The 25,237-nt window shown below is 72.1% G+C and carries 21 protein-coding genes; 11 read left to right on the top strand and 10 right to left on the bottom strand.

The window, feature by feature from the left end; translation table 11 throughout:
• Nucleotides 1-21: 21 nt before the first annotated feature.
• From B4N89_RS25220 to B4N89_RS25240, 5 genes are all read left to right on the top strand, one after another.
• The gene (locus B4N89_RS25220; protein WP_078978094.1) at nt 22-1,407 is read left to right on the top strand and encodes a DUF6421 family protein; all 1,386 of its coding nucleotides are present in this window, start codon (nt 22-24) and stop codon (nt 1,405-1,407) included.
• A 103-nt stretch (nt 1,408-1,510) separates the two neighbouring features.
• On the top strand, nt 1,511-2,212 hold the full coding sequence (locus tag B4N89_RS25225) for an SDR family NAD(P)-dependent oxidoreductase (RefSeq protein ID WP_201260903.1): 702 nt from the start codon (nt 1,511-1,513) through the stop codon (nt 2,210-2,212).
• On the top strand, nt 2,194-3,261 hold the full coding sequence (locus B4N89_RS25230) for a threonine aldolase family protein (protein WP_078978096.1): 1,068 nt from the start codon (nt 2,194-2,196) through the stop codon (nt 3,259-3,261). Before B4N89_RS25225 ends, B4N89_RS25230 begins: the two co-directional genes overlap by 19 nt.
• A 122-nt stretch (nt 3,262-3,383) precedes the next feature.
• On the top strand, nt 3,384-4,748 hold the full coding sequence (locus tag B4N89_RS25235; protein WP_101897169.1) for a carotenoid oxygenase family protein: 1,365 nt from the start codon (nt 3,384-3,386) through the stop codon (nt 4,746-4,748).
• Between the two features lie 84 nt (nt 4,749-4,832).
• Nucleotides 4,833-5,582 carry a hypothetical protein gene (locus B4N89_RS25240; RefSeq protein ID WP_078978097.1) on the top strand — a complete coding sequence of 250 codons (750 nt, stop codon included), beginning with the start codon at nt 4,833-4,835 and terminating at the stop codon, nt 5,580-5,582.
• Nucleotides 5,583-5,709: 127 nt separating this feature from the next.
• On the opposite strand, the gene B4N89_RS25245 is transcribed toward B4N89_RS25240, so the two are convergent.
• Nucleotides 5,710-7,482 carry a cholesterol oxidase substrate-binding domain-containing protein gene (locus tag B4N89_RS25245; RefSeq protein WP_078978098.1) on the bottom strand — a complete coding sequence of 591 codons (1,773 nt, stop codon included), beginning with the start codon at nt 7,480-7,482 and terminating at the stop codon, nt 5,710-5,712.
• A 367-nt stretch (nt 7,483-7,849) separates the two neighbouring features.
• Nucleotides 7,850-9,271: a sensor histidine kinase gene (locus B4N89_RS25250; protein WP_235618773.1), complete on the bottom strand. Its 1,422-nt coding sequence runs from the start codon at nt 9,269-9,271 to the stop codon at nt 7,850-7,852.
• 277 nt (nt 9,272-9,548) lie between these two features.
• Here B4N89_RS25250 and B4N89_RS25255 point away from each other — a divergent pair, with 277 nt between their 5' ends.
• The 4 genes from B4N89_RS25255 to B4N89_RS25270 all read left to right on the top strand — a co-directional run bounded on the left by B4N89_RS25255 (nt 9,549) and on the right by B4N89_RS25270 (nt 13,868).
• Nucleotides 9,549-10,520, top strand: coding sequence for an alpha/beta hydrolase (locus B4N89_RS25255; RefSeq protein ID WP_078978099.1), 972 nt, complete (start codon nt 9,549-9,551; stop codon nt 10,518-10,520).
• Nucleotides 10,513-11,661: an acyltransferase family protein gene (locus tag B4N89_RS25260; RefSeq protein ID WP_078978100.1), complete on the top strand. Its 1,149-nt coding sequence runs from the start codon at nt 10,513-10,515 to the stop codon at nt 11,659-11,661. The genes B4N89_RS25255 and B4N89_RS25260 overlap by 8 nt, the downstream gene beginning before the upstream one ends.
• A 60-nt stretch (nt 11,662-11,721) precedes the next feature.
• The gene (locus tag B4N89_RS25265) at nt 11,722-13,116 is read left to right on the top strand and encodes a sensor histidine kinase (RefSeq protein ID WP_078978101.1); all 1,395 of its coding nucleotides are present in this window, start codon (nt 11,722-11,724) and stop codon (nt 13,114-13,116) included.
• Nucleotides 13,117-13,199: 83 nt separating this feature from the next.
• Nucleotides 13,200-13,868 carry a response regulator gene (locus B4N89_RS25270; RefSeq protein ID WP_078978102.1) on the top strand — a complete coding sequence of 223 codons (669 nt, stop codon included), beginning with the start codon at nt 13,200-13,202 and terminating at the stop codon, nt 13,866-13,868.
• A 9-nt stretch (nt 13,869-13,877) separates the two neighbouring features.
• Here B4N89_RS25270 and B4N89_RS25275 read toward each other — a convergent pair whose 3' ends face one another.
• Nucleotides 13,878-14,522, bottom strand: a complete 645-nt coding sequence (locus B4N89_RS25275) for a TetR/AcrR family transcriptional regulator (RefSeq protein ID WP_078978103.1) — start codon at nt 14,520-14,522, stop codon at nt 13,878-13,880.
• 117 nt (nt 14,523-14,639) lie between these two features.
• On the opposite strand from B4N89_RS25275, the gene B4N89_RS25280 reads away from it, so the two are divergent.
• Complete coding sequence (locus B4N89_RS25280; RefSeq protein WP_078978104.1) at nt 14,640-15,515, top strand: NAD(P)-dependent oxidoreductase; 876 nt, start codon at nt 14,640-14,642, stop codon at nt 15,513-15,515.
• Here B4N89_RS25280 and B4N89_RS25285 read toward each other — a convergent pair.
• The 7 genes from B4N89_RS25285 to B4N89_RS25315 all read right to left on the bottom strand — a co-directional run bounded on the left by B4N89_RS25285 (nt 15,475) and on the right by B4N89_RS25315 (nt 23,959).
• Complete coding sequence (locus B4N89_RS25285) at nt 15,475-16,530, bottom strand: lactonase family protein (protein ID WP_078978105.1); 1,056 nt, start codon at nt 16,528-16,530, stop codon at nt 15,475-15,477. The genes B4N89_RS25280 and B4N89_RS25285 overlap by 41 nt on opposite strands.
• Nucleotides 16,530-17,435: a GNAT family N-acetyltransferase gene (locus tag B4N89_RS25290; RefSeq protein ID WP_078978106.1), complete on the bottom strand. Its 906-nt coding sequence runs from the start codon at nt 17,433-17,435 to the stop codon at nt 16,530-16,532. Before B4N89_RS25290 ends, B4N89_RS25285 begins: the two co-directional genes overlap by 1 nt.
• Before the next feature lies 1 nt (nt 17,436).
• Nucleotides 17,437-19,626 carry a peptidase C14 gene (locus tag B4N89_RS25295; protein ID WP_235618774.1) on the bottom strand — a complete coding sequence of 730 codons (2,190 nt, stop codon included), beginning with the start codon at nt 19,624-19,626 and terminating at the stop codon, nt 17,437-17,439.
• Nucleotides 19,627-19,702: 76 nt separating this feature from the next.
• A complete protein-coding gene (locus tag B4N89_RS25300) occupies nt 19,703-20,536 on the bottom strand; it encodes an SDR family NAD(P)-dependent oxidoreductase (RefSeq protein WP_078978108.1) in 834 nt (277 codons plus the stop codon).
• The gene (locus B4N89_RS25305) at nt 20,533-21,399 is read right to left on the bottom strand and encodes an amidohydrolase family protein (protein WP_078978109.1); all 867 of its coding nucleotides are present in this window, start codon (nt 21,397-21,399) and stop codon (nt 20,533-20,535) included. The genes B4N89_RS25300 and B4N89_RS25305 overlap by 4 nt, the downstream gene beginning before the upstream one ends.
• Nucleotides 21,396-22,586, bottom strand: a complete 1,191-nt coding sequence (locus B4N89_RS25310) for a mandelate racemase/muconate lactonizing enzyme family protein (protein ID WP_078978110.1) — start codon at nt 22,584-22,586, stop codon at nt 21,396-21,398. The genes B4N89_RS25305 and B4N89_RS25310 overlap by 4 nt, the downstream gene beginning before the upstream one ends.
• Nucleotides 22,586-23,959, bottom strand: coding sequence for an aspartate aminotransferase family protein (locus B4N89_RS25315; RefSeq protein ID WP_078978111.1), 1,374 nt, complete (start codon nt 23,957-23,959; stop codon nt 22,586-22,588). Before B4N89_RS25315 ends, B4N89_RS25310 begins: the two co-directional genes overlap by 1 nt.
• A 204-nt stretch (nt 23,960-24,163) precedes the next feature.
• Between B4N89_RS25315 and B4N89_RS25320 the strand changes: the two genes are divergently transcribed.
• On the top strand, nt 24,164-24,997 hold the full coding sequence (locus tag B4N89_RS25320) for an IclR family transcriptional regulator (protein ID WP_078978112.1): 834 nt from the start codon (nt 24,164-24,166) through the stop codon (nt 24,995-24,997).
• Nucleotides 24,998-25,237 lie beyond the last annotated feature (240 nt).

The raw sequence follows: 25,237 nt of genomic DNA on the forward strand, positions 1-25,237 counted from the left end.
CGTTTCCCTTGAGGGGGTTTCATGTCCGACATGACCCGCGTAGCCGTCCGTACCGCCGTCGACCACCCGCAGTGGCCGGTGCTCAAGGAAGCCGTTGCCGACCTGCGTCCGCTTCAGGCCAAGGACGGTTCGATCGAGCCGTCCGGGCATGCCGCCGCCCGCGTCCTGGTCGCCGACATCACCGCCGCCATCGCGGCACTGGCCCCGCTGTTCCCGTACGACGAGGCCTACCTCGACGCCGTCGTGGCCGATTTCCACCGCTGGGCCGAGGCCGACTTCGCCCGCCCCGACTTCCTGGACTCGCTGGTCGCCTTCCGCCCCGAGCAGAACCGGCGGGACGGCCTGGAGCACCTGGTCGTCTTCCCGATGACCACCCAGAACGGCAACCCGAACCGCAACGTCGAGGCGGTGCTGCTGCGGGTGGTGTGGCCGCAGTGGCTGGCCGACCTGGAGGCGACGCGCTACGACAACGCGATGTTCGTGCCGCTCGCGTTCGTCGACTTCACCGACGGATACGACACCGACTCGGCGGTGCTCTTCCCCGAGACCGTGGCCGTCCGCGAAGTGCCCAGGTTCACCTGGGGCGGCATCTTCTGCGACCGCGAGGCGGCCCGCTTCCGTCGGGTCGGGACCGCCGCGGCGGACACCCTCGGGCTGGAACTGCCGCCGGAGGCACAGGCGTTGGTCGAGAGCCAGCAGCTCGCCCAGAACGCGTTCGTGTTGTGGGACCTGATCCACGACCGCAGCCACATGCGCGGGCACATGCCTTTCGACCCGTTCATGATCAAGCAGCGCATGCCGTTCTGGATGTACGCCCTGGAGGAGCTGCGCTGCGACCTGACCGCGTTCCGCGAGGCGGTCGCGCTGTCCGCGGAGGGCGAGCCGACCGCGCCGCTGGTGCGCTACGCGGTGATCTTCGACCGGCTGTTCCGCTTCCCGGTCACCGGTGGACGGGTGCGCAACTACGACGGGCTCGGCGGGCAGTTGCTGTTCGCCTACCTGCATCGCGCGGGTGTGCTCGACTGGTCGGACAACCGCCTCACCATCGACTGGGACCGGATCACCGACGCGGTCCTCGGACTGTTCGACGAGGTGGACCGGCTCTACCGCGAGGGTGTCGACCGTTCGAAGGTCGGCCACTGGCTGGCCGGCTACCGACTGGTCGCCGAATACGTGCCGTCGCACCCCGGTTCGGTGTGGGCCAAGGGGACCGCCGCGCTGCCGATGGACGGGCCGCCGAAGGCGCTCGTGGACGCGGTACTGCCCGACGAGTTCCCGCTGAGCATGTTCTACGAGGCGCTGAACCGGCGGCTGCGCGACGTGATCGCGTCCACGCGCGGGATCACCGCCGACGCCCCGCAGGCGGGCCCGGGCGAGGCGCGCGAGCGGGACGCCGCGGCGTCGTGACCGTGCGGGTGCGGGTGCGGCGTGCGAGGGGTGCGATGGGTGCGCCGGATGCCCGCCGGGGTACGGGCCAGGACGAACGGCACGTGAACGAGGAGTCGCAGTGATGAACGGTCTCGAAGGCGCGGTGATCGCGGTCGCGGGCGCGGGTGGCCCCACCGGCCGGGCGGTGCTCGAACGGCTGGTCGGCGCCGGCGCCCGGGTGTACGGCGCGGACGCGAACGCCGAACGATTGCGGGCGAGCGTGGACGCCGCGCCCGGAGCGCGCGGCGCGGTGGTGGACCTGCTCGACCCGGACGCCACCCGCCGCTGGGCGGAGGAGGTCGAGCGCGAGCACGGCCGGGTGGACGGGCTGGTGCACCTGGTCGGCGGCTGGCGCGGCGGCAAGAGGTTCGGCGACAACTCGCTCGACGACTGGGCCCTGCTGCACAACCTGCTCGTGCGTACCCTCCAGCACACCACGCTGGCCTTCCACGAAGCGCTCGCGCGCAGCCCGCGCGGCCGATTCGTACTGATCTCCGCCGCCGCGGCCGGACAACCGACCCAGGGCAACGCGGGCTACGCCGCCGCCAAGGCCGCCGCGGAGACCTGGACCCTGGCGCTGGCCGACGCGTTCACCGACACCGAGGCGGCGGCCACGATCCTGGTGGTCAAGGCACTCGTCAACGACGAGATGCGCGAGGCCCGACCCAACGCAAAGTTCGCCGGATTCACCGACGTCGCCGATCTCGCCGCCGAGATCGCGGGTCTGTGGAACACTCCGGCCATCGACCTGAACGGGAAACGACTGTGCCTGAACGTCCCCTGACCCCGCGTCACGACCCCGACGCGCGCGGTTTCGCCAGCGACAACTACGCGGGCATACATCCCGAGGTGTTGGCCGCGATCGGCACGGCCAACGGCGGACACCAGATCTCCTACGGCGAGGACGTCTACACCGAGCACCTGACCGAGGTCTTTCGCACCCACTTCGGCGAACGCGCCGAGGTGTTCCCGGTGTTCAACGGCACCGGGGCCAACGTGGTCGGCCTGCAGTCGATGACCGACCGCTGGGAATCGGTGATCTGCGCGGCCACCGCGCACATCAACGTGGACGAGTGCGGGGCCCCGGAGAAGGTGGCGGGCCTGAAGCTGCTCACCGTGGCCACCCCCGACGGCAAGCTCACCCCCGAACTCGTGGACACGCACGCGTGGGGCTGGGGCGACGAACACCGGGCCCAGCCGAGGGTGGTCTCGTTCGCGGAGAGCACCGAACTGGGCACGGTCTACACGGTGGACGAGATCGCCGCGTTGGTCGCGCACGCGCACGACCACGGCATGCTCGCCCACCTGGACGGCTCGCGCCTGGCCAACGCCGCCGCCGCGCTGGACGTGCCGCTGCGCGCGCTGAGCACGGACGTGGGCGTGGACGTATTGTCCTTCGGCGGCACCAAGAGCGGCCTGATGTTCGGCGAGGCCGTGGTCGTGCTCAACCCGGACGCGGCGCGCGGCATCAAGTATCTGCGCAAGGCGGCGATGCAACTCGCGTCCAAGATGCGGTTCGTGTCGGTGCAGTTCGAGGCGCTGCTCTCCGGCGACCTGTGGCTGCGCAACGCGCGGCACGCGAACGCGATGGCGGCGCTGCTCGCCGAGAAGGTCGCCGACCTGGACGGGGTGACGCTGTCCCGGATGCCGCAGGCCAACGCGGTGTTCGCGGTGCTGCCGGTGGATGTGACCGAGCGGATGCAGAAGCGGTTCCGGTTCTACACGTGGGACGAGTCGATCGGCGAGGTGCGCTGGATGACGGCGTTCGATACCACCGAGGCGGACATCGACGCCTTCGCGACCGCGCTCGCCGAGGAGTTGGGCGCGCGCTAGCCGAACGGGCGCGCGGCGGTGGGCGGGTCGGGGCGGACGCCCCGGCCCGCCTTCGCGTCGGGTGCCGGATCGGCGGGAACAGGTGTTACAGTCACCGACCCGGGTGATCGGAGCGCGCCGTCGTGGACCTGCGAAAGCCCTATCTCGCCGAGCACTTCGCGCCCGTCGCCGACGAGATCGACCGGCGCGACCTGAAGGTTTCGGGCAGGCTTCCGCCGGAGCTGAACGGTCGCTACATCCGCAACGGCCACAACCCGCGACCCGGTGACGTGCCGTCGCACTGGTTCCGGGGCAGCGGCATGCTGCACGGCATCCGGCTGCGGGCCGGCCGGGCCGAGTGGTATCGCAACCGGTGGGTGCGTACCCCGGCGTGGAACGGCGCGCCGTACGTGCGCGCGGACGGCAGTGTGGACCTGACCGCGAGCGTCGCCGGCACGCACATCGTCGAACACGCCGGTCGGCTGCTCGCGCTCCAGGAGGCCAACCTCCCGTTCGAGGTGACCCGCGAGTTGGACACGGTCGGCCCGTACGACTTCGCCGGCGGGCTGACCACCGCGATGACGGCGCACCCCAAAACCGATCCGGGCACCGGCGAACTGCACTTCTTCGGCTGCTCGCCGACTCCGCCGTATCTCACGTACCACGTGGCGTCGCCCCGGGGCCGGATCATCCGCAGCGAGGTGATCTGCGGCGCGGGGCCCTCGCTGATGCACGACTTCGGGCTGACGCGGCGTCATGTGGTCTGGCTCGACCTGCCCGTGGTGTTCAACCCGGCCGAGTCCTCCGGCGTGCCCTACCGCTGGAGCGAGTCCTACGCGCCCCGGATCGGCGTGATGCCGCGCACCGGCCCGGCCGTGCCGACCTGGTTCGAGGTGTCGCCGGGGATGGTGCTGCACGTGGCCAACGCGTACGAGGACGTGCGCGGGCGGATCGTGCTGGAGGCGCCGAGGTTCGATCGGGCCGCGTGGGAGACGAGTTGGCGGTGGTGGGTGGGCGCGCCCGGCTATCCCGAATTCCCCGTGGTGGGCGCGATCTCGCACCGATGGATCCTCGATCCGATCTCGGGTGTCGCGGGGGAGCAGGAACTGGACTCGCTGGTCGTGGAGTTCCCCACGATCGACGCCCGCGCGGTGGGCCGGCCACACCGGTTCGGCTACGCGTCGGCCTTTCCCGGGGCGGGGCTGCGCGAGTACGCGATCGTCAAGTACGACCGGGTGAGCGGGGAGCGATGGATCGCCGGGCAGGGGCGCGACCGCATGCCCGGCGAGGCGGTGTTCGTGCCGGCCGAGGGCGGCACCGCCGAGGACGACGGCTACCTGCTCACCGTGGTCGGCGATCCGGCCCGGAACGCCTCGGAGTTGCTGGTGCTGGACGCGCGGCGGATCACCGCACCGCCGATCGCGGCCGTGGAACTGCCGCGCCGGGTCCCGGCGGGGATGCACGGCTCGTGGATTCCCGACCCCGACGGATCGGTTGCCGACGACTGAACCCGATTCCGGTGATCCGCGTGCCCTACAGTCCGGGCAGGGTGCTCGGGTGGGCCGATCACCGGGGTGGGGAGTGGAGTTCGGGTGAGCGCGGCCAAAGGGCTGGGAGTTCTGCTGTTCGTCGGCACGACCGTGTTGGGCATCGTGCTGTATTTCGTCGAGGACACGTCGTTGGCGGACCTGCTCTCGCTGGGGGCGGGGGCGCTGTGTCTGTTCTGGCTGATCATGGTGCTGACCGTGCCGTGGAATTTGTACTTCCGGGCCCGACAGCTGATCACGGAGATCGCGATCAGTCGGGAGCGGGGCCTGGCGGTACCGGAGGGGCGTGACGTCGAGGCCCGGCGGATCGCCCGCCGGCTGCTCGTCGGCGCGATCGGCGCCCACATGCTCTCCGCCGGGGTGATCGCGCTGATCACCTGGATCTCCGGCGGCGTCGTGGGCTACTGGTTCGCCGGGTTCTACCTGCTCAGCACCCTGTTTCGACCCGGTGGGGCGTATGCGGAGCACCTGGCTCAGCGGCTGCGCACGATGTTGCGGGAGGTGACCCACCCCCGCGAGGACGTGCTCGCGCTGATCGAGCGGGTCAGGGTGCTGGAAACCAGGGTCGAGGCGCTGGAGACCCGGACCGAGGACCTGCGCGTGAGCGTCACGCAACTTCGGGAAACGGCGGTCTCCGAGACCGCCCACACCACGACCCGCTTCCACGAGGCGGACCGCAAGGTGGACGCCCTCGGCCGCCGCTTCGAGGACACCATCAGCCAATTGACGGACAACCAGGAGGTCATCTCCGGCATCAAGGCGTTCCTGCGTCTTCTGCGCACCGAGCAGAGCTGACCAGAGCTGATCTCGCCGTTCGGCCTACTCCCCTGCGGCGCCGGCGACCGCCCGCAACACGGCGGAGTCGATGGCGGCGGCCGGCCGGGCCGAGGGGGGCCCGGTGGCCGCTTTGTTTCGATGGTGGTCAGGGGAGGAGGAGGTCCAGGAACGGGTTGGTGAAGACGCGGGTCGGGTCGTACTTGTTCAAGGTGGCGCGGGCCGTGTCGAAGTTGGCCGTGGTGGGCAGGCCGGTGCGGAAGGCGTTGGGGATGCGGCCGGTCACGGCGGCCGTGTCGGTCCAGGCGCCGCCGAGGCCGTACGCCCAGCCCTTGGACCACTCCGGACGGACACAGGCGTAGTCGCCGGTGTAGTTGGCCCAGATCCAGGAGTCCATCTCCCGGTAGAAGTCGTGGTTGGCGGGGGTGCCGGGCAGGGTGGCGACGTCGAGCCAGACCACGGTGTCCCATTCGGGGTGATCGGGGCGCGGACGGGCGGCGGACAGGGTCGGCTCGACCGCGTTCGGGACCACGACCTCGCTCGCCCGGTCCACGCCGGTCACCCGCAACTCGATCGGACTGTTGCACGGGTACCGGCCGTTGGCCTTGTACGCGCTCAACAGGCCCGTGTAGCGCACGAAGAACTCGTTGAGGACCCGCTGTACGTTCGCCCGCGCGGTCGACACCGCCCAGCCGCCCTCGTGGATGCGCAGCGTGGTCGGTTCGACGAAGAGTTGGGTGTTCTTCGCCCAGCCCCAGATGTCCCACGTCCAGGTCGCGATCAGGCCCGAACCGACCACCGCCATCTCGGCGTTGGTGAACACCTCGGTGCCGCCGACGTTGCCGGTGGCGATGTCGGCGAGGAACTTCGCCTGGTCCTCCGTGACGAAGTTGGCGAACGTGTACGGGTACGGTGCGTTGACCTGGGTGGACACCCACGGCTTGCTCGGCGCGACGCTCCACACCTTGAGCCACGGCACCGTGGTGAACGGGAACCAGATCACCTCGACCCGGCCGGAGTCGCGCAGGTAGTCGGCGAGCTTCTTGCCGGATCCGCCGGGCGGGCCGAGCAGGGTGCCGATCCGGTCGTGGTAGAAGTTCTGGCAGCGCAGCCGTTGGTTCGCATTGGTCTGGAGGGTGACCTCGATGACGAACGCCCGGCCCAGGTGCACCAGGAAGGGGCCGATCTCGGGGTTGTCGCGCCGGAAGGTCTTCAGGACGTACGCGCCGGCCGCCGCATCCCACACCACCGCGGTCAGTGCCACCACCAGGTTGCTCAGCGTGCCGTAAGTGCCGCCCTGGGGCAGGGTTTCGCCGGGTGTCGGGATGCCGCTGCCGTGTGCTCCGATGGCCAGCACGCCACCTACGCTCAACTTGCCCGGCGCGGTGGTGGCGATCATTCCGCGACCGGCCTCCTCCAGTTTGGTCAGCAGGCGCTCGATGCTGCATCCGGTCTCGACGGTCACCGTGGTCGGCGAACCGGGATCGACCACCAGCGAGGTCAGGTTCCGTGTGGTGTCCACCATCAGGGTGCGCGAGGTGTCCGCGCCGGGCGGGATCAGGACGGGCGACCAGTTGTGGCTCATGCCGCGTGGGCGGAGCCGATAGCCCTTGGCACGCGCCCAGTTCGCCAGCGTCACCACGTCGGAGGGGTGTGCGGGTACCGCCGTCCAGACGTCGTCGGCGCGCATTTCGCCGGACCAGTTCCGGTATTGCTGCACGCCCAGCGGGATGCCGGCCGGGAAGTCGGGCGGGGCCGGCGGAGCGGCGGCCCCGGCGGCGGGGATCAGACCGGCGGGGGTCCACTGGGCCGCGACGAGCGCGGCGCCGGCGAGGCCGCCGAGCACCGTACGGCGGGAGGGACCCGAGACGGGAACGGGGTCGGGATTCGGGTTCGGGTTCGGGTGGTTCGGTCGGGGCATCAGGATGCCTTTCGGGGCGTCCCGAGGGCCGGCAGCCCGGGGGAGTTCGACATGCGGAACCGGTGGCTCCGGTTCCGGAAGATCGATCTGCTGCGTACCGAGGTGCGGGGCGGAGCGGGTGATGTCGAGGCCACGGCGCGAAGGCGGAGAAACGGAGCCGGGCGCCGTGCGGTGTCGTGCCGGTGCGGGCCGTGCCGGGCGTGCCGGGGCGGCGGGTCCGGGGCGGTTCCGGAACCCGGGGCCGGTCGGGCGAACGGTGCGGCGCGGCTGGCCCGAGGGTCCATCCGGGGGCTGCGCAAGTCAACACCGAAAGGTGGGTGACACGTGTCGAGGATCGAGAAGTCGGTGCGGCCGGATCCTCCGGGTATCAACCGGTTTCGGGGCGTGATCCCGTCAGTACTCCCGGTGTCGACACCACCGCGTCGTTCGGGCGCTCCGCGTGCTCCGGATCGGGGCGGCCCGCCGCCGACCGACCCCGGGCCGCCCGGTCCCGAGCCGGCCGTACCGGACGCGCTCGCAGCGGCCATCCGATCCCGCTGGGCGACTCGGCGGGCGCTGCTCCGGGGGCGATCTCGCCCTGCGGCGGCTCGATCGGCCCGTCCATCCCGGCCGCCGGAACCGCCACCTCCGACGCCACCGACAACCGCGCGTCCAGCTCGAAGCCCCCATCCGAGCAAGGCCCCGCCCGGAACGTGCCCCCCGTCAGCTCGATCCGTCGATGCAGCCCGACCAGACCCGTTCCACCCGCGCCCAGTTCGATCTCGGGCGGCCGGGTGGGCGCGGTGTTCGTCACGGTGATCCGCAACTCGCCGTCGGTGTGCCGCACCAGCACCTGGACGAAGGCGCCGGGCGCGTGCTTGTGCACATTCGTCAACGCCTCCTGGACCACCCGATACGCGGTGCGGACCACCACCGGCGAGGCCGGCCGGGGCGTGCCCTCCACGTCCAGGCGGACATCGACGCCCGCCGCCGCCGATTCCTCCACCAGTGCCGACGCGTCCAGCACCGCCGGCTCCACCGGGGCGCTTGCGTCGCGCTCCTGGGCGGTACGCAACACCGCGACGAGGTCCCGCAGTTCGGCCAGCGCCTGGCAGCCGGTCGAGCGCAGGTCCTCGGCCGCCGTCCGGCTCGCGTCGTCGACCGCCCGCGCCCGCATCGCGCCCGCCTGGAGGACCATCAGGCTGACCCGGTGCGTGACGATGTCGTGCATGTCCCCGGCGAGCCGGTTGCGTTCCTCCTCCCGCGCTTGTTCGGCGCGCAACTCCTGTTCGCGCTCCGCCCGTTCGGCGCGCTCTCCGAGCGCGGCGATGAGTCGGCGGCGGGAGGCGATGTACAGACCGAAGCACGCGGGGGTGAGAGTTCCGAACACGTTCGCGGTGTTGTTGCCGAAATCCCGCCAATCCCACGGTTGCCACGTGGCCAGGCACAGGACGCCGATCAACAGCCACATCCGCCGACGGTCGGCCACGTAGACCGCGACGGCGTAGGCCGCGAGCAGGGCGCCGATGCTTTGCGTCTGCACCATGGTCGGCGCGGCGATCACGACGCACACCTGCGGCCGCCGGCGCCGAACGACCAGGATCGCCCCGGCGATCGCCTGCGCCACGAACGTCAGCCACGCGTCCGCGACGTCGACACCCGGCTCGTTCAGGTGCAACACCAAGGCGAGCGCGGGGATCAGCGGCCCGGCCACGATCGCCACCGCGACGTCGAAGGCGAACGAGCGTCGGGCCTGCGGCCAGGACGGGAAGGGGCGGCGGATCGACTCGGCGGCGGAGCGAAAAGTCACGGATGCCACGGTAGCCGGCCGCCCCCGACGCGCCGTCAGCCCAGCGGAGGAGAGCGCGCGTGGTACCTGGGGCGCGATCCACCCGCCGCACGGGCCGCCGCACGGCGCGCCCCCCGCAGTGCGGGCGGCCCCGGCACCGTCCCCGCCGACTCTCGACCACGCGTGTGGCCCGGGTAGTCCCCGAGAGCTACCCGCAGGGTCCACTCCCTGGCGCGACGCAGGCTACGGACGCCGATTCCTAGCTTCGAGTCCGGAACCTCGAGGACGGGAGCGGGAGATGCGTGGTCGGCTGCGAATGGGCCTGGTCTCGGTGCTGGTGGCGGCCGGTCTGGCCGGGCCGGGCGTGGGCGTGGCGGAGGCCGCGGCGGCGGCCCCGCCGACACTGCCGGCGATGTCCGCGACCACCCTGGGCGAGCGCTACACCGCCAACCAACGGGCCATCGCCGACGCGGCCGGGTCGGCCCGGGAGACCGGACACACCGGTCGGGCGGACAAACTGGCGCGGATGGCCGACCCGGGCCGGACCTTCCTGTCCTTCGACGGCCGCGCGGGCCGGGTACGGGCGGTCGAGGTGGTCGGCGACCTGGCCGCCGCGGACCGGATCGCCGTCCTGGTCCCGGGCGCCGACACCGACCTGGACCACTTCGACACGCGCGGCGACAAGCCGTACTCGGCCCCCGGCGGCGGCGCGCGCGCCCTGTACGCGGAGATCCACACCCAGGACCCGACCGCGCGCGTCGCGGTGATCGCCTGGCTCGGCTACTCGCCGCCGCACACGATCAGCCTCGACGTGCTGACCACCGGCCGGGCCGACGACGGCGCGCGCGAACTGCGCCGCTTCGTGGCCGGGCTGTACGCCGTCGCGCCCGCCGCGCAGGTGTCGCTGCTGTGCCACTCCTACGGCTCGGTGGTGTGCGGGCGGGCGGTCGCCACGATCGACGTGGCCGACCTCGCCGTGTTCGGCAGCCCCGGCGTGGGCGTCGACGACCGGGACGACCTGGGCACCGGAGCCCGCGTGTGGGCCGGTCGCGGCGGCTCGGACCGGATCGACCTGGTGCCGCACGTGAGCATCCCGTTCTTCGACACCACCATCGGCTTCGGCGCGGACCCGACCTCGCGCGGCTTCGGCGCCCGCGACTTCGCGGCCGGCGGCGGTGGCCACTCGGACTACCTGCGACCCGGCGGGCGGGCCCTGTACAACCTCGCGCTGATCGTGCGAGGCCGCGCGACGGAGGTGACCCATGGCTGAACAAGGCGTGCTGGTGCGCCGGATCGAGCAGGCGACCCCCGCCGACCGGGAGCGGGAGGTGGACGGTCTGCGGGCGTTCGCCATCCTCGGCGTGGTCCTCGGCCACTGGATCGTCACGGGCGTGTCCGCCGGCGCCGACCACTGGCAGACCGACAGCCCGCTGCGCCGGCTGCCGGACTTCGCCCCGGTCACCTGGCTGCTCCAGCCGCTGGCGGTGTTCTTCCTGGTCGGCGGGTATGTGGGAGCACGCTCGTACGCCCACGCGACGCACTACCGCTCGTGGGCCCGGCGGCGGATGATCCGACTCGGCCGGCCGATCGCCGCGCTGCTCGCGGTGTGGACCGTACTCATGGCGCTGCTCGCCGACTTCGTACCCGGCGGCACCCTCCACACGCTCGGCAAGCTCGTGCTCTCCCCGCTGTGGTTCGTGCTCGTCTACGCGGGCCTGACCCTGCTCACCCCGCCGGTGGTCCGCCTCGGCCGGGCCGGGCCGCCGCTCGCGCTCGCCGTGGTCGCCGCGGTGGACCTGACCAGGTTCGCCGCCGACGGGCCGGCCGCGCTCGGCTGGGTCGACGTGCTCGCCGGCTGGCTGGTCCCGTACAGCCTCGGGGTGCTCTGGGCCGGTCCGCATCGGGCCCGGATCGAGCGCCTGGGCGGTCCGCTCCTGGTGGTGGGCGCGCTCGGCTGCGCCGCGCTGATCCGCTGGTGCGGCTATCCGGTCAGCATGGTCGGCGTCCCGGGCCAGGCGATCTCCAACCTCAACCCGCCCACCCTCGCGGCGGTCGCCTTCGGCCTCGCCCAGTGCGGCCTCGCGCTGCTGGTCCGGGCCCCGCTGCGCCGGGCGCTGAGCCGGCATCCGCGCACCTGGGCGGCGGTGGCACTGGTCAATCTGTCCGCGATGACGGTGTTCCTGTGGCATCAGAGCGCGATGCTCGCGACCACCTCGATCGGCATCGGCCTCGGCGGGCTGCCCGGCCTGGGTACCGCGCCCGACGGACTGCCGTGGGTGGCCGCGCGGATCGGCTGGATGCCGGTGTTCGCCGCCGTGCTGCTCGCGTTGTGGACGGTTTTCCATCGATGGGAGGCCGGCGGCGGGCGATCACGTGGCTCCTCGACCGCCGGGCGTAGCTCCCGAGAGTGACATCCCGGATCACCCGGGCCGGGGACGCCGTGCCCCGACCGGGGCCCTAGCCTGCTGTGGATGAGCACAAAGGCAGGCGGATCGGGCGGGCGGGACATCGACGTCGCGCATGCGGCGGGCCGCGCCGAGACCTCGACCGGCGGCCGAGCCGGTGCGGCCGGCCGGGTGCGGCAGGGGCTGACCACACTGCGCGGCGATTTGTTCGACGTCCGGGTCCGGACGCAGCGCCCGCCCGCCCCGTTCAGCAGCCGCGCGGTCGCCCTGGCCCTGCACTACCTCACCGTGGTGTTCGTCGTGGGCATCCAGGGGGCGGTGTTCGCCGGCTATCCCGGGGTGTCCGGCGGGACGGCCTTCGCCATGGGCCTCGCCACCGGTGTACCGATCCTGCTCGCGCCGCAACGACCGATCGTGGCCTGGTGGATGTCACTCGGCTCGACCGTGATCTGCGCGCTGGCCGCCACGCCGGGCGGGCCCGGGTCCGGCACGGCCGCCGGCATGCAGTGGCCGTGGAGCGCCGTCGGCGTGGTCGCCCAGGTGGTGGTGATGGCGCACGTCGCCTTCCACACCCCGGTGCGGACCGTAGTGGAGACGTGGGTGTGCACCACGCTGCTCGGCGTGGTGCTGGTGCGCAACGCGCAGGACGACCCGTCGCGCTGGGGCACGATGCCCGCCGTGGCGCTGCTGACCGCGACCGTGATGATCGTCGTGGTCGCCTTCCGGAGCCGCGGCGACGCGCGCCGCGAACTCGCCGTACAGTCCGACCTGACCGCCACCGAGCGGGAGCGCAGCGCGCTCCTGGAGGAACGCGCCCGGATCGCCCGCGAGTTGCACGACGTGGTCGCCCACCACATGTCGGTGATCGCGATCCAGGCCGAGGCGGCCCCGTACCGAGTCGCCGACCCACCACCGGAGTTGGTGCGGAGCTTCGTCACGATCCGGGCCAACGCGGTCGACGCGCTGGCCGAACTCCGCCGCGTGCTCGGCCTGTTGCGCACCGAGAGCGACGGCGGGAGTGACGGTGCGGCGGCTGCGGCAGTGGACCGGAACGGCCGCCCCGCCCCGCTGCCGACGCTGGACCGACTGCCCGAACTGATCGACAACGTGCGCGCGGCCGGGATGACGGTGGACTGCGTCACCGTCGGCGCCGCGCGCCCGCTGCCCCAGGGCGTCGACCTGTCCGCCTACCGGATCGCCCAGGAGGCACTGAGCAACGCGCTGCGCCACGCGTCCGGCGCGCGCGTGCGGGTCGAGGTCGCGTACGTGCCGACCGGACTCGGGCTGCGCGTGCACAACGAACCGCCCCCGCACCCGACGCCGCCCGCACGCGACGGCTCCGGACACGGCGTGATGGGCATGCGCGAGCGGGCCGCGATGATCGGCGGCACCCTGAAGGCCGGGCATACTCCCGAGGGCGGCTACCACGTCGAGGTCTTCCTGCCGACGGACGGGCAATGACGCTCTCCGGCGAACGCGGAGCCGGGACACCACCCGCCGACCGCGACCGAACCGACCGAGTACACCGAGCAGTAGGGACCTCCATGGCCATCCGCGTGCTGATCGCCGACGACCAGATGATGGTGCGCGAGGGCTTTTCGGTCCTGCTCGGCGCGCAGCCCGGGATCGAGGTCGCGGGCGAGGCGGTCGACGGGCGCGACGCGGTCGAACGGGTCGCGGCGCTGCGCCCGGACGTGGTGCTGATGGACGTACGGATGCCCGTCCTGGACGGCCTGGCCGCCACCCGCGAGATCACCGCCGACCCCGACTGCGCGACCCGGGTCCTGGTGCTGACCACGTTCGATCTGGACGAGTACGTCTACGAGGCGCTGCGCGCGGGGGCGAGCGGGTTCTTGCTCAAGGACGCCTCGGCGCGGCAACTCGCGGACGCGGTACGCGTGGTGGCGGCCGGTGAGGCGCTGCTCGCGCCGACCGTGACCCGGCGGTTGATCGCCGAGTTCGCCCGGCTCGGCGGTCCGAGCGCCGGCCCGCGGGCCCGGGTCGAACAGCTCACCGAACGGGAGACCGAGGTGTTGTCGCTGATCGCCCACGGGTTGTCCAACGCGGAGATCTCCGCGCGGTTGGTGGTCAGCGAGCAGACGGTCAAGACGCACGTCAGCCGGTTGCTGGCCAAGCTGAATCTGCGCGACCGCACGCAGGCGGCGGTGTTCGCGTACGAGAACGGCGTGGTGCGCGCGGGCGAGCGCCGCTGACGCGAGGGCTCAGCCCGCGTCGGCGCCGCGCGGGTAGGTGTCGATCAGCCGGGTCAGGTGGGCGCCGGCGAGCAGCAGCGGTTCCTCGCTGCGGGTCACCTGGGCGGCCAGTTCGGCGCCCTCCAGCGTGCTGATCACGGTGTGCGCGAGTTCGCGCGCGTCGGTCTCGGTCAGGCCCGCCTCGATCAGCTTGGCGCGGACCGCCTCCCGCCAGTGCGCGAACGCCTCGGCCGCGGCGGCCTGGATGTCCGGCAGGCCGGCGGCGGTGCCGAGCGCGGTCGCGGTGACCGGGCAGCCGTCGGCCCAGTCGGAGGCGCGCAGCCCCTCGGCCAGACTCCGGGTGAGCGCGCGGATGGCCGCGCCCGGGTCCGGCTCGGCGGCCAGTACGGCGCCCAGGATGTCGATGAACTCCGCGTCCCCGTGTCGGATCGCGGCGACCGCCAACTCCTGCTTGCCGCCCGGGAAGAAGTGGTACATCGAGCCCAGCGTGGCGCCGGCCTCGGTGGAGATCTGCTTGATCCCGGTGCCGTCGTAGCCCTGCCGCTGCATCAGCCGCGACGCCGTGCGCACGATGCGCTCGCGGGTACCGAGCGGAGACGCCTCGGCGGCGGGCTCGGACTGACCGGGTCGGCTCTGCTGCGTCTTCGTCTGCACGGGCCGAGTCTACCGAATAGAGCGTTCACTCCAGAGGCGTGCTACGTTTCTCTCGCTGGATAGAGCGTTCGTTCTAGTCAGGCATCCCCTCACTCATATCTCGAAACGGGAGTACTCATGGGCGACAAGCAGGCGGTCACGGTCATCGGACTCGGCCCGATGGGGCAGGCGATGACCCGCGCGTTCCTGGCCGCCGGCCACCCGGTGACGGTGTGGAACCGGACCGCGAGCCGGGCCGACGAAGTGGTGGCCGAAGGGGCGGTACGGGCCGACACGATCGAGGCGGCGCTGGCCGCGAACGAGCTGGTGGTGCTGAGCCTGACCGACTACGCGGCGATGTACGCGCTGCTCGAACCGGTTGCCGCGGCGCTGGCCGGGCGGGTGGTGGTCAATCTGAGCTCGGACACCCCGGAGCGGGCCCGCAAGGCGGCCGAGTGGGTGGGTCGGCACGGCGGCCGGCAGCTGACCGGCGGGGTGCAGTCGCCGCCCTCGGGCATCGGGTCGCCGCAGATGTCGACCTTCTACAGCGGCCCCGCCGACGTCTTCGAGGCGCATCGGGACACGCTGGCCGTACTGACCGGCACCGACTACCGGGGCGCCGACCCGGGTTTGGCCGCGCTGCTCTACCAGCTCCAGATGGACATCTTCTGGACCTCGATGCTCAGCGCCCTGCACTCCCTTGCGGTGGCCCGGGCGAACGGCATCTCGGCCCGGGAGTTCCTGCCGTACGCGTCCTCGACGGCCGCGTCCGTGCCGGACTTCCTCGCCTTCTACGCACCCCGCCTGGACGCGGACGACCACAGCGGGGACGTGGACAACCTGGCGATGGGCGTGGCGAGCGTCGAGCACGTGCTGCATACGACGCGCGACTCGGGCGTGGACACGGCACTGCCGGCGGCGGTCCTGGAGATCTTCCGTCGGGGGATCGCGGCCGGGCACGGCAGGGACAGCTTCACCGGTCTGAGCGAGGTCTTCCGGTCGAGCCGGGGGTGATCCGGGATGCCGGCAGGCCCCGGCGCAGCGGCAGGACGCAGCGCGGATCCGGGATGCGCAGCGCCGCGCCGAGGGGGCGCAGCGTGCCGGTGCCCGGGGTCCAGGCGAACGCGGTGACCGCGTCGGCGTCGGGGACGGCCGCGTACAGGACCCGGCCGACGAAGGCCAGGTCCTGCGGGGCGGCGCCGCCGGCGGGGAGGTCGGACATCGGATGCGGGGCGCCGGCGGCCAGGGTGGTGATGGTGCCGGGGCCGCGGTTGGCCGCGTACACGTGGGCCCCGTCGGGCGCGGTGACGATCGCGGACGGCAGGCCCGGTGCGGCCAGCGGATGGCGGGTGAGGGCGGGCAACGCCAGGATGACCGGGTCGAGTTCGCCCAGCAGCCAGCGACCGGCCAGGTGCCGGGGGCCGGTTCCGGGCGGAACGGGGCGGGTGGCGAGCAACCGCGGCCGGCCCTCGGCCAGTCGGTAGGTCAGCAGCGCGTCGCCGCCGAGGTCGACCACGGTGAACGTGTCGGTGTCCGCGAACACGATCTGATGGGGGTGTGGGGCGGATTGCCGGTCCGCGACCGCGCCGGAGCCCGGCCCGGGCAGCGGGACGCGGGCGGTCACACCCGCGAGCGCGCCGTCCGGGGCGAGCCGGTGCACGATCAGGTCGCCGCTGCCGTAGTTGGCGGTGATCAGCCGGTGGCCGTCGGGGGAGACCGCGAGATGGCAGGGGATCGCGCCGTGCGAGGGGGCCTGTTGTCGGATCCGGGCGCCGCCGGTCGTCTCGATCACGGTGATCGTGCCGACCGGCGCCTCGTCCACGCCGTAGGCCAGGCCGAGGCGCGGATGGGCGGCGGCATACGCGGTGCGGACCGGAGCCGGCGGGCCGACCGGGGTCAGGACACCCGTGTCCTGGTCGGCGGCGCAGATCAGCGTGCGGGCACCGCCGACCAGGACCGGCACCCGACTCGGCGGCACGGGGTGATTCCACACCGAGCCGGGTGGTATCGCGGCGTCCTGTCGGTCCATCAGAACGCGTCCGCCGGCCAGTGGATCGCGCCGGGGGCGGTGATGGTGGCGCGCACCCGGGCCCGGTCGCTCTGGATCGGGCGGGCCAGACCGAACGTGGTGTGCCCGGTGCTCAGGTCGGCGAGTACCGCGCCGACCGCCCGGGTCAGCGCCGCGTCGATCGGCACGTGCGATGTGACCACCGTGCCGGGGCCGCCCAGTTCGCGCGTCGCCGCCCGCAACAGCGCGGGCAGCGCGTACGGGCGGCCCGGGCCGAGCGCGAGTTCGAGCACCTCGCCGGTGTCCGGCCGGACCACCGCGTAGTCGCCCTCCTCCGTGACCAGCACCCGGGTCGGCGGCGCGTACCAGTGCGGGAAGCGGTGCGCCCAGTCGGCGGCGGAACGCACCGTGGTCAGCGGTCGGTTCGCATTCCACGCGGCGTGCGTGGCGACCATGCGGGGCAGGTCGGCGGGGGCGGCCGGGCGCACCCGCCGATCGCCCCACGCGGCCTCGGGGCCGGCCACGCCGCGCAGATACGGGGCCGCGAAGGTCTCCCAGCCGGATCCGGTGTAGACCCCCGGCGTACCGCTGAACATCAACGACCACGCACAACCGTGGCGCGTCATGTCGTCGACGGCCAGGGCGAGCAGCCGCCGGATCAACCCCCGGCCGCGGGCCCTTGGCGCACTGGCCACGCTGCCGACGCAGCCGACCGTGTCCGCCCCGCCCGCCGCGTTGCGGATCGGGCGGGGCTGCCAGTGCACGACGGCGTCGATCGTGCCGTCGTCGTCGGCCACCAGGGTGCGCGGATGCCGGCCCGCGTCGCGCGCGTACAGCGCGGGCAGGTCGGGCGCGTCCGGGAAGGCCACCGCCCACAGGGCGCGCAGCGCGGGTTCGTCGGCCGTGGTGGTCGGGCGCAGCCGCATCTCAGATCGCCAGGTTCCCGCTCGTGACCACCCGCGGGCCGTCCGCCGGCATCGCGCTGCGGGTCACCCCGTCCTCGACACAACCGGTGTGCAGCGCCGAGGACGCGCCGCCGAACGCCTCCGGGCGCAGCTCCAACCGGCCGCCGGTGAACCGGGTCTGGCCGGCCATCCAGTGGTTGACCCCGCCCGCCAGGCGCACATGCGCACCGTCGGTGGCCAGCGCGGCGCCGGCCAGGTGCCAGCGCAGCACACCCGCCCCGGCGCCTCGGGACAGCAGCGCGCCCGCGCCGTTGCCGCCGGTCAGCCGGGTGCCGGCGCTCGCGTGCAGGCTCTGGTCGCGGACGGCCGACAGCAGGATGCCGGTGTCGGTCAGGGTGCTCGCGGTCAGGCGCAGTACGGCCGAGCCGGCCTCCAGCGGCGCGGCGGCCGGTCCCGCGCCGACGAGGGTGCAGGAGTCGAAGTCGACCTCGCCCGAGCCGCGCAGGATCGCGCCGTCGACACCGGTGAACAGGCAGTCCCGGAAGTGCACGGTGTTGCTCACCGGGGTCTGGACCAGCACCTGCTTCGCGGGCAGGTCGAACGTGCAACCCTCGACGATGTTCGGCCGGGTCGAGCGGTTCGAGCGCTGGCCGATCGCGAACGTACGGGCCGCACAGCCGCGCATCTGCACGCCGTCGGCGTTGACCTGTAGCGTGCCGCCCGGGTCGAAGGTCGGACGCGGGATCACCCGGACATTCTCCAGGGTCAGATCGGTGATCTTGGTGCCCGCCACGAACCACGAGCAGGTGTGGTCGCGCACGGTGATGCGCTTGGCCGAAGTGCCCCAGAGCACACCGGAGTTGGCGATGTCCATCAGTCCGGAGTTGCCCTCGAAGAGCAGGTCGTGCTCGTACTGGCCGTGCGTGGTGAAGGGGTTTCCGCCCTGGTCGTCGCCGTCGCCGTGACAGTTGACGACGTGACAGTAGGCGGACGCGGTCAGGTCGTTCAGGTGTCGGGCGTTGCTGGAGACGCAGTCCTCGACCCGGCCGTAGAGGCAGTAGATCTGCTGGGTCAGATACCCCGCGCCGCCGTACATCACCGTCGGCGGGTTCTTCAACGACGAGCGCGCGGTGACGAAGTGGGTGCACCAACGGCGCATGACCACCGGCCAGAACGAGCCGGTCGCCTCGATCCCGGTGACATCGCAGCGCACCGCGTACTCGTACGCGATCGGATGCGAGCCGGTGTACTCGTCGTCGGCGGCACCCGCCCCGAAGAACACCATGTTCCGGACGTCGGCGCGCTGTACGGGTTCCACCCGGGTCCAGGTGATGCCGCGCCCGGCGGCGAGTTCCCACCCGTTGAGGTAGTCGACCCGGATGTGCCTGCCGTCGACGACCTGGGTGATCTCGACCAGCTTCTGCAGTTCTCGCTCGTAGGTGCCGCCCCCGGCGATCGGATCGATCTCGACCGTCCACCACTCGCCGACCTTGAACGCGCCGGCGTCGGGAACCGGGAAGACGTCGGTGAGTTCGATGACGGTCTCGGGGAGGGCATATGTCACGACCGCGCCGGTGACCTTGCCCCGGAAGTACAGGACGGCGCCGAACGGGTTGTCGTGGGTGTTCTTCTCGATGCCGGTGGTGCGCACGGTGTGGCCGCCGAAGTCGAGCACGATGCGGGAGCGGGCGAAGGTGTGGCGTTTGACGAAGAGCAGGTCGCTGTGGGCTTCGACGCGGTGGATGTACGGGTCGTTCACCATCGCGTCGAGCGCGGCGTCGGCGGGGACCTTGTCGTCGAGGATGCCGAACCGGCGGAAGTCCATCACCCCGTCGTGCACCTGGATCCACCGCCCGTCCCGACGCGGTGACGGATCGGCCAACACGGTGCCGCCGTTGACCGGAAGCCGCGAGCGCGGGTCCCAGCGCACCACCATCGCGCCGCCGTCGCCCGCCGCGTGGTAGCCGGCCACCAGGACCACACCGTCCGTCGGGGTGCGGCGCGGGTCCAGGCGCAGCAGTGCGGCGACGTTCGGCACGCTCGTGGACACCTCGCGCGCTCCGCCGACGCGGTCGTCGTCGGGGGCGGCCGAGGCGGTCCCCGCGGCGGCCGAGCCGGCGAGCAACAACCCGCCCAGTCCGCCCGCGGCCAGCAGTCGGCGGCGGGACGACGAAGGGGAAGAACCGAGTGAGGACATGGGGGTCCCGCTCACTTTCTCGATCCGTGCACGAAGTGGGGTCGGGTGTGTGCCCGTCGACCCTTTCGGGCCGACGGGCACACACCGGTGATCAGAGCGAGGTGCGGTACGGCGGCATGTGGCGCATGCGCGGCATCTGGTCCGCGAGCACGCCGCCGTCGACGACGATGCGGGTGCCGGTCACGTAGGACGCGGCGGGCGCGGCCAGGAAGACCACCGCGCCGGCGCACTCGTCGGGGGCGGCGTAGCGGCCGAGCGGGATGCGTTCGCGGTAGGCGGCCTCGAACGGCTCGCGGTCCAGCGGGAATTCGCCGTCGATGGGGGTCTCGACCATGCCGGGCGCCACGGCGTTGACGGTGATCCCGTGCGGGGCGAGTTCGACCGCCAGGCTCTGCACGAGCAGGTCCACACCCGCCTTGGACGCGTTGTAGTGGGCCAACCCCGCCTCGGCGACGTGGGCGTTCTTCGAGGTCACCGCGATGATCCGGCCGGCGACCCGGTCCGCGATCTGGTGCTCGGCGACCCGCTGGGACAGGAAGAACACCGCGTCCAGGTTCACCGTGAGCACCCGCCGCCAACTCGCCACGGAGATCTCGTTGAACCGTTCCAGGGCGGCCGTGCCCGCGTTGTTGACCAGGATGTGCAGCGGCCCGGCCGCGGCCCGCACCTCGTCCACGAAGCCGGCCAGACCGGCGGTGTCGGCCAGGTCGAACGGCATCGCCCGGGCGGTGCGGCCGGTCGCCTCGACGGCCGTGCGGGTCGGCTCCAGGTCGACGCCCGGCAGGTCGGTGAGCACGATGTCGGCGCCCGCCCCGGCCAGCGCGACCGCGAACGCCCGACCCAGGCCGCCGGCCGCACCGGTGACCAGCGCGGTGCGGCCGGTCAACGCGAAGTCGACCGCGCGCCCCGCCTCGCCGCCGGTCACGACAACCCCAGCAGGGGCAGTGCGTTCCGGAAGATGATCGCCTCCACCGCGTCCCGGTCCAGCGGCGGCAGACCCGGGATCCCGGGCACGGCGGCCACCTCGCGCAGCCCGGTCACCGACGCGTCCACCGTGGTGAACGGGTAGTCGCTGCCGAACAGCAGCTTGTGCAGCACCCCGTAGTCCTGAGCGAGCCGCAGGCTGTGCCACAGCTGGAACGGCCGGTAGTGCAGCGCGCTGAGGTCGGCGTACAGGTGCGGGTGCTTGCGGATCACCGCGATGCACTCGCCCTCGAACGGATGGCCCAGATGCGCGAGCACCATGCGCAGTTCCGGATGCCGGATCGCCACCGGGTCCAGCAACCTCGGCTGCGCGTAGGCGATCGGCGCCGCCGAGACGAACGTGGTCCCGGTGTGCACCAGGATCGGCAGGCCGTTGTCCTCGGCGTACGCGAACAGCGGGTCGTATTGGGGATCACCCGGATCGAAACCCGCGTACATCGGCATCAGCTTGATCCCGCGCAACCCCAACTCCTGGTGTCCGAACCGCAGTTCGTCCTGCCAGCCGGGTTGGGTCGGGTCGATGGACAGGTAGCCGATCAGCCGCTCCGGCCGCGCGCCGACATATTCGGCGACGGCCTTGTCCTCGACCCAGAGACCGCTGCGCCGGGCCTTGCCGCCGACCACGATGGTGCGGGTGTCCGCCGGGCTGCTCGCCGCGTAGTCGGCCCAGCGCACGGTCAGGTCCACCTCGCCCGCGTGCGCGCGGGCCGACTCGGCCTTGAACGCGTCGTCGAAGTCGCAACACTGCCGGAACAGATGGGAGTGCACGTCGACGATGCCGGGGTTTGCCGGCGCGGAGGTCATGTGCGGTTCCTCTTCTCCCAGCCGGCCGAGAACATGTTCCAGAACCGGTGCGTCGGCGGATGTTCGGCGAACACGTCGTCGTCGAGTTCGACACCGAAGCCGGGCGCGGTGGGGATCTCCACATGGCCGTCGGCGGTCACCGGCAGCGCGCCGCGCACCGCGTCGAAGACGTACGGCTCCAGCAGACCGTCGAAGGTCTCCAGGATCTTGAAGTTGGGAATCCCGAGCGCGGCGTGCACCGAAACCGTGGTGCACAGCGGGGAGTTGGAGTTGTGCGGGGCGACCATCACGCCGTGCGTGTCGGCGATCGCGGCCAGCTTGCGCACCTCGGTCAGGCCGCCGGCCATGGACAGGTCAGGCTGGATGATGTCCACGGCGTTGGTCGCGAACAACTGCTTGTACTCGTAGCGGTTGTGGAAGTGTTCGCCGCCGGAGATGGGGAACGGCGCACGGGCGCGCAGTTCCGCGTAGCGCTCGATGTGCGTCCAGGGCATCGGCTCCTCCAACCAGCCGATGTCGAACGGCTCCAACGCCCGCAGCAGTGCGGAGGCGGTGGTCATCGCGAAGCGGGCGTGCCCCTCGACGAACAGGTCCACGTCCGGCCCGATCGCCTCGCGGACCGCGCCGACCAGTTCGACCGACTGGCGCAGTTCGGCCCGGGACAACTCGTGCAGCCCGGCCCCGAACGGGTCGAACTTGAGCGCCGAATACCCCTTGGCCACGGTCTCCCGGGCCTTGGCCGCGAATACCGCCGGGTCGCGCTCGCCGTTGTACCAGCCGTTGGCGTACACCCGGACCCGGTTCCGGCAGGCGCCGCCGGTGAGCCGGTACACCGGCACGCCCAACGCCTTGCCCATCAGGTCGTGCATGGCCTGGTCGAAGCCGGAGAGCACGATGCCGCCGACGTCGCCGCCGCGCAGGAAGTCGCCCTGGTACAGGCGCAGCCAGATCTCCTCGGTGTCGAACGGGTCGGCGCCGATCAGGTGCCGCCGCGCCATCGCCTCGGCCAGTGCCGCGGTCTCGGCGACCCGGTAGGGGTGGGTGATCTCGCCGACGCCGGACAGGCCCTGGTCGGTGTGCACGCGGACATAGCCGAAGTCGCGCCACGCGGTGCCCAGGAGCAGGGTCTCGACGTGGGTGATCCGGCCGGCGGGTCCGGTGGGTCGGGTGCGGTCGACGACGAGCATCAGCGGGCCGTCCCCTCGGTCGCGCCGCCCATGGTGGAGGTGCCGGCGAGTTCGTCGATGCCGCCGTCCTTGATCGCGTCCTGCACGGCCAGTTCGGTGGCGGCGATCAGGTGGTCCACGTCGGCGTCGGTGTGCGCGTACGAGATGTGGCTGCGCTTGAGGTTCAACGGCAGTTCGAACACGCCGTGTTCGAGTAGTCGTCGGCGGTAGCCGATGAACAGGTTCGCGTCGTTGGCGAGCAGGTCGTCGTAGCCGCGCGGCATCCCGCCGGCCATGAAGTAGGTGACGAACACCGAGCCGTAGCCGGTGACCACGGCCGGGACGCCGAGCCGGGTGTACATCTCGGCCAGGCCGGTGCGCACCCGCTCGCCGAGGCGGAACACGTGCTCGTGGACCGGCTCCTCGCGCAGCTTGCGCAGCGTCTCCAGGGCGGCGGCGACCACCCACGGGTGGCCGTTGTAGGTGCCTGCGAAGAACGCGGGCGCGCCGGGGCGGGTGCTGAACTGCTCCATCAGGTCGGCCCGGCCGCCGAGCGCGCCGACCGGGGCGCCGTTGGCGATGGCCTTGCCGAAGGTGGTCAGGTCGGGGGTGATCCCGGCGATCTTCTGGTAGCCGCCGAGGTCGTGCCGAAAGCCGGTGATCACCTCGTCGAAGACCAGCACCGAGCCGTGCGCGGTGCACTGTTCGCGCAGCGTGGTGAGGAACTCGGCGTCGGGCAGCAGGCAGCCGACGTTGTGCGGGATCGGCTCCAGGATCACCGCGGCGATGTCCGCGCCGTGCTCGGCGAACGCGGCGCGCACCGCGGCCGGGTCGTTGAACGGCAGGACCAGGGTGGCGGCCAGCACCTCGGGCAGGATCCCGGTGGAGATCGGGTCGGGCGCGCCGACCGCCTCGGGGGAGGAGATCACGTTCAGGCTGACCGCGTCGTGCCAACCGTGGTAGCAGCCCTGGAACTTGACGATCAGTCGCCGACCGGTCACCGCGCGGGCGACCCGCAGCGCGTGGAACGTGGCCTCGCTGCCGGTGCTGGTGAGCAGCACCTTCTCGACCGAGGGGACCAATTCGACCAGGGTCTCGGCGAGGATGACCTCGCCCTCGGTGACGGCGACGCCGGTCAGGTCCAACCGGGTCGCGGCCTCGGCCACCGCGCGCTGGACGTCGGGGTCGTTGTGGCCGAGCAGCGGCGGGCCGAACGCGGAGTGGTAGTCGGTGTAGACGCGACCCTCGGCGTCGGTGAAGTTCGCCCCGCTCGTGCCGGTGACGATCAGGTCGGTCAGGCCCGGGATCCGGCGCTGACCGCTGTTCACCCCGCCCGGAATGACCCGAAGGGCTCGGGCGGGAAGGGAGTCGGTGGCGGCTGTGCCGACACTCATCGGTGGGCTCCTTGCGTCGTTCGTGACCGTTCGGATCCGCGGCCCTGCCAGGCCGTGGACCTCCGGCGCCATCCGCCTTCGGCACGCGTCGCAGGTGATGCATTTTGGTTTTCTGAACACTGTTCGACAGGACCGAACAGTGCAGGACTCTACATTTGGATGTACAAAGCAGTCAAGGGGTCTGGACCGGTAAAGTGTTCTGCTATGTCGAACAGCGTTAACGAGAATGTCGAGGAGTCGAAGTACTGGGTGAAGTCCGTCGCCCGGGCCGCGGACATCCTCGAGGTGCTCTCCGCACGTGGTCCGGGGGACGGCATGAGCGTCACGGAGGTCGGTCAGGCCTGCGGGATCTCGAAGAGCGCGACCTTCGGACTGCTCCAGACCCTGCGCGGCTACGGCCTCGTATCCGACGACGGCGAGGGGATGAATCGGCGCTACCGGCTCGGCATGGGCCTGGCCCGACTCGGCGACCGGGCCCAGGCCCAGGTGTCGCTGCGCGACGTGGCCCGCCCGGTGCTGGCCGAGCTGACCCGGCAGACCGGCATGGCGGCCCGCTTCGCGGTGCCCGAGGGCGGGCTCGCGGTGGTGGTCGACCAGGTCGGCGTGGAGCAGCGGGTCCGCCTGGATCTGCGCATGGGGGTGCGGGAGCTGCCGCACTGCACCGGCCTGGGCAAGGCGATCCTGTCCGCGTTGCCCGAGAACGAGGCGCGCGAGGTGATCCACCGCTCCGGCCTGCCCCGGCGCACCTCGCACACGATCACCGACACCGAGACCCTGATCGCCCACCTGCGCGACGTCCGGGTGACCGGCTACGCGCTCGACGACGAGGAGGACGCGGACGGGATCTTCTGCATCGGCAGCCCGGTCCGCGACCACCGCGACCAGTGCGTGGGCGCGATCAGCATCACCGGCCTCAAGCTCGACCTGCCCGGCTGGCGATTCCAGGAACTGGGCCGCCAGGTACGGGCCGGCGCGCTGCGGGTCAGCCGCGAACTGGGCAGCACGGAGAGTGGCGAAGGCGACATCGACGCCGGCTGAAACCGGTGGGTGAACAACCGGGCGAAGGGGTCGTGGTGGAACAATCCGTCGCGACCCCTTCGTGTTCCCGCGATTACGGACGATGAAAGTCGGCCAGGGGGGCTTGACCAGGGTCGATGTCCGGGCCTACGTTCCTGGACTCATCAGGGCCCGCACGTTCGCTGCCACGAATCGTGCCCGATCACCGGCCCTGGGTTGACGGTCCGTCACCACGGCCGCGCAGCCCACCCCATGCCATCC

Source organism: Embleya scabrispora, from assembly GCF_002024165.1.
In the GTDB taxonomy this organism is placed as follows: Bacteria; Actinomycetota; Actinomycetes; order Streptomycetales; family Streptomycetaceae; genus Embleya; species Embleya scabrispora_A.

Coding starts and splice junctions, on each gene's coding strand:
- B4N89_RS25255 (WP_078978099.1), top strand. CDS start 9,549: ATGCGTGGTCGGCTGCGAATGGGCCTGGTCTCGGTGCTGGTGGCGGCC.
- B4N89_RS25290 (WP_078978106.1), bottom strand. CDS start 17,435: ATGCGGCTGCGCCCGACCACCACGGCCGACGAACCCGCGCTGCGCGCC.
- B4N89_RS25310 (WP_078978110.1), bottom strand. CDS start 22,586: ATGCTCGTCGTCGACCGCACCCGACCCACCGGACCCGCCGGCCGGATC.
- B4N89_RS25260 (WP_078978100.1), top strand. CDS start 10,513: ATGGCTGAACAAGGCGTGCTGGTGCGCCGGATCGAGCAGGCGACCCCC.
- B4N89_RS25270 (WP_078978102.1), top strand. CDS start 13,200: ATGGCCATCCGCGTGCTGATCGCCGACGACCAGATGATGGTGCGCGAG.
- B4N89_RS25285 (WP_078978105.1), bottom strand. CDS start 16,530: ATGGACCGACAGGACGCCGCGATACCACCCGGCTCGGTGTGGAATCAC.
- B4N89_RS25245 (WP_078978098.1), bottom strand. CDS start 7,482: ATGCCCCGACCGAACCACCCGAACCCGAACCCGAATCCCGACCCCGTT.
- B4N89_RS25265 (WP_078978101.1), top strand. CDS start 11,722: ATGAGCACAAAGGCAGGCGGATCGGGCGGGCGGGACATCGACGTCGCG.
- B4N89_RS25305 (WP_078978109.1), bottom strand. CDS start 21,399: ATGACCTCCGCGCCGGCAAACCCCGGCATCGTCGACGTGCACTCCCAT.
- B4N89_RS25220 (WP_078978094.1), top strand. CDS start 22: ATGTCCGACATGACCCGCGTAGCCGTCCGTACCGCCGTCGACCACCCG.
- B4N89_RS25280 (WP_078978104.1), top strand. CDS start 14,640: ATGGGCGACAAGCAGGCGGTCACGGTCATCGGACTCGGCCCGATGGGG.
- B4N89_RS25315 (WP_078978111.1), bottom strand. CDS start 23,959: ATGAGTGTCGGCACAGCCGCCACCGACTCCCTTCCCGCCCGAGCCCTT.
- B4N89_RS25320 (WP_078978112.1), top strand. CDS start 24,164: ATGTCGAACAGCGTTAACGAGAATGTCGAGGAGTCGAAGTACTGGGTG.
- B4N89_RS25225 (WP_201260903.1), top strand. CDS start 1,511: ATGAACGGTCTCGAAGGCGCGGTGATCGCGGTCGCGGGCGCGGGTGGC.